The 3,809-nt window shown below is 45.5% G+C and carries 1 protein-coding gene; it reads right to left on the bottom strand.

Annotation, left to right across the window (positions count from 1 at the left end; translation table 11 throughout):
• Positions 1-478 precede the first annotated feature (478 nt).
• On the bottom strand, positions 479-3,664 hold the full coding sequence (locus QZ998_RS13155; RefSeq protein ID WP_296561288.1) for a methyl-accepting chemotaxis protein: 3,186 nt from the start codon (positions 3,662-3,664) through the stop codon (positions 479-481).
• Positions 3,665-3,809 lie beyond the last annotated feature (145 nt).

Here is a 3,809-nt window from a genome sequence, read left to right as displayed (position 1 = left end):
AGTTGCTGACATCAACTAAATACTTTTTTCTTTTACCTGTTTTTTTCTTGAAAACACCAGGGTTTATTAAAGTTACCCCTTTCTCAATCTTTTGTTTCTGTCATTAAAAAATAACCGCTTGACATATTACCAGATTGCTTTCTAAATGGTACATATAATGATAAATGCATGTCAGGATTAAACGGATGGTTTTGTTTTTCTACTTACGATAAAGATAAATATAGCTACAATAAAAATACTGCTATAAAGGGAAATACCGCAAATACTCACACCAACAAAGATCCAGATTATCGTCACAGCAATCGATTACCCTCATATTCATATATCGACATAAATGCATACAGGTTAAGCAAAACAGTCGTCTTGCTTGATTTATTTCTAAATACAGAATAAGTCATTATCTGGCCGTGCCAGATGAATGATTTTAAACAAACAGACGCCTGTTATGGCGCCTGTTTTGATGAAGAAATGGGTGAGGTTAGTACTTATCGTTATCCATATCACCCAGGTCAATACTTGGTTCAGGAGCTGGTCTTGGTATTTCTTCGACTTTTATTGGTGCAGCTGCCGAAGCTTGATTTGATTTGCGGCTGCTGCGCAGTTTAAAGGTATCAACCAGTTGTTTAAGCAGTTCAGCCTGTCCCGAAAGCTCTTCGCTAGAAGCAGCGCTTTCTTCGGCGGTGGCAGAATTTTGCTGGATGACTTGAGCAACCTGTTCCACCCCGGTATCAATTTGGGCAATCCCTGTGGCCTGTTCATTGGAGGCAATGGCAATATTGGCAATTAGGGTAGTGACCTTCTCAATACCAGCAACAATGTCGTCCAAAGCAGCAGCGGTATCATCGGCGATTTTTGTTCCATCCTGAACGTTGTCGATCGAGCCTTCAATTAAAGCCGTGGTTTCTTTAGCGGCCTCGGCGCTACGGGCAGCCAGGCTGCGCACTTCCTCGGCGACAACGGCAAAGCCCTTGCCATGCTGACCGGCCCGAGCCGCTTCGACAGCAGCATTAAGAGCTAGAATATTGGTCTGGAAGGCAATGTCATCAATGACCTTAATAATTTTGGAAATATCATTGGATGACTGATTGATTGCGACCATTGAATTTTGCATCTGCGACATCTGAGCGTTACCCTTGGCCGCATGATCCTTAACCGTATCGGCTAATTCCCGGGCTTTGTTGGCATCTACGGCATTGTTTTTGGTTTGATCAGCAATTTCTGCAATTGAAGCCGTTAATTCTTGAACCGAGCTGGCCTGTTCGGTGGAGCCTTGAGCCAGCGACTGACTTCCGGCTGAAACCTGGCCGGACCCGGAGGCTACCTGCTCAGCGGCGACATTGATGTCGCTCATGACCGTGTTTAGCGACTCAATGATCACATTAATGGCGTTTGAGATGGTGATAAAATCGCCCCGGAATTCGCGAGCATTTTCAATATCCAAATTACCTTGGGATAATTGTTCAATTTTTTCGGTAATTTCACGGACAACCACTTCCAAACGGCTGGCGGTGGTATTGACGGATTGTTTTAAGATATCTACATCGCCCTTATAATCACCGCTGATCCGGGTCTGAAGGTTTCCGTTTGAGATGGCTTCCATCACCACCATCACCTCTCCCAGTGGCTTGTTGATTTCATCCAGGATGGCATTCATGCCACCGACCAGTTCCGCCCAGGCACCCTGGAAATTACTGGCATCGGCGCGGGTCTTTAGATTACCCTCAATCACCGCAGTGGTGATCATCGTAGCACCATCGATCATCTCGCCAATCGAGGCTTTAACGGCAGATAAACTCTGGCTAATTTCGTTAAACTGAGTGGCTACCTCGCTGGTATATTCATCAGCGTCGCTGATATTCATATCAAAGTCCAGATTTCCCTGAGCCAGGCGCATCAGGTTATCCCCTAAGCGGGAGACTTCGGTATTGGTATAATCGCTAACCCGAATAATTGGGGTTAAATCGGTGACGATTTCTACGAAGCCAATATTCTCGCCTTTTTTATTCTTAAGGTAGGCAGTATCCTGTTTGTTGTTTCGCCCTACCCATTCAAAATAGGAGTCAGCCAGACCCTGATCCACCAATCGCCGGATGCCGCACCCTTCGGTCTGACAAATATTAGCGCCGGCATTGTAACAATCCATGCCACAGGCGGAAACCCGGTCTTCAATAACGCCGTTCTTGATCATCAAATCTTCAAAGGCGCGGTTCATAAAGGTCCACTTCATATTCATATCCGTGACGTGAACTGGGAAGGGGATACCATCAATAATAGCTTCATACCAGAACATATTGTCAACAACAGTATCAAGAGTTTGGTTGATACCAGAAATAACCTTGGCATAGTCGCCAGCATGATTGCTGACCTCAGCCCGCTTGGTAAAATCACCGCGGATCGCTGAATCTGACAGCATGATGGTATCGGAAACCAGACTACCAATGGCATTTTTGATCGAAACCATACTATTACCTAAAACATCACCCTCCGATTTGGGCTGAATATCAAGGGATAAATCTCCCAGTGCCATATTTTGAGCAGCTTCGGCCTGATCACGGATATTTTCAGCCATATTGACAAAGGATTTGGTCAATTCACCAATTTCATCCTGTTTGGCGTCATCGGCCATAGCGTAGTCAATATCGACGGCTCCCAGTGCCAGATGATCGGCCGCTTCAGCCAACCGGGTAATTGGTCGGATAAAGCTGCGGGTGGAAATAATGATTAGTCCAACGATGACAACCAGGCCCAATCCGAAGATCACCAGCATCATCGTCTGAATGGTGGCAAAGGATTGGTTGAATTCGGCCATCGGTAAACCAGAGGCCAGAACCCAGCCGGTATCACCGATCTCGGTGACATAACCCTGGCTTTGGGTGCCGGCGGAAGCATAGGTAATCGGGCCGGTGGTTTTATCGGTCAGGGCAGTAATAATATTTTCGGACAGATCGGTATCGCTTAGCGGTCCGTTGTTAAAATCGGGATTGGGATGATCAAAGACCAGGCCGCCGTTAGTGGCAACGACGAAGAATCCCGATTCACCGATTTGATTGTCAGCAACGATCTGTTTGATCTGATCAATAGAAACATCCAAGCAGGTCGCGCCAATCATTTCCTGGCTACCCTGCCTAAATACCGGGGCAACAACACTGACAATCATTTGTTTGGTCACAGCATCTTCATAGGGTTCGGTAATAAAGGCCGTTTTCTTTTCTTGGAGATCTTTATACCACTGTCGCGATGTGATGTCATAGCTTGCATCAGATGAGGCGCCATCGGACTGAGTAAACTGGCTGGAATCAAAATCGGCAATCCAGGAAACACTGATGTTTTCTGGGTCGGTGGCTTTGACATTATCCATTGCCTGCTTCACTAGCGGAAAGGTATCAACCGTTGTAATAACTATCCCGGGCGTAGTTTTTTCCAGCAGTTTTTCAATTTCGGGATTGGTAGCCATCTGGCTGGCAATCTCGATATAACGGTTTAGATAACCTTCGACTTCATTGGAAACCGCCTGCGACCGGGCTGATAATTCATCCACGGTGATTCTGGTGATTGACTGATTGACGACATAAAGGGATATGCCTGCGACAACCGCAAAGATAATCGCAACCGGCAAACCGATCGATAGCAGCATTTTGACGAGCAAACCTTTTTTCTTGTTCATCGTGTTTCTCCTCGTATAATATGTTTAGAACCATTACTTTACGGGTCTAAACATATTTATTTTTTATTGTTAATTGAGATATCCTAAGGCTAAATATCATTATAGAATGATTAGCGAAGGACAATTCTTGTTCTCCTTGCGACGC

It is taken from the genome of uncultured Acetobacterium sp. (assembly GCF_927416815.1).
Lineage (GTDB): Bacteria > Bacillota > Clostridia > Eubacteriales > Eubacteriaceae > Acetobacterium.
The sequence above is the reverse complement of the archived record's forward strand: the minus strand, read 5'-3'. Positions and strand labels throughout refer to the sequence as shown.